General features: G+C 46.1%; 1 protein-coding gene. It reads right to left on the bottom strand.

What is annotated here, in order from left to right; translation table 11 throughout:
- A partial coding sequence (locus Q0796_RS18265; RefSeq protein WP_298445926.1) for a hypothetical protein occupies window positions 1-219 on the bottom strand: 219 nt, incomplete at both ends.

The following is a 219-nucleotide window of genomic DNA, read 5'->3' on the forward strand; positions in this document are numbered from 1 at the left end:
CAGCTGGGAGAGCGCCTGCCTTGCACGCAGGAGGTCTGCGGTTCGATCCCGCATAGCTCCACCACTTCTTCCCCTTTAGGGGATAAGAAGCCAAAGCTACTCATTCTACAAGCATAAGCTTTTAGAATAAGCACCTTTGGCTTTTTTTTGGGCCTAGGTCCAAGGAAAACTTGCTCTTTTACAATTTGGAAAGCTGATAAAATTTTCTCGAGAAACTGT

The sequence above is a fragment of the uncultured Ferrimonas sp. genome (genome assembly GCF_947489035.1).
In the GTDB taxonomy this organism is placed as follows: domain Bacteria; phylum Pseudomonadota; class Gammaproteobacteria; order Enterobacterales; family Shewanellaceae; genus Ferrimonas.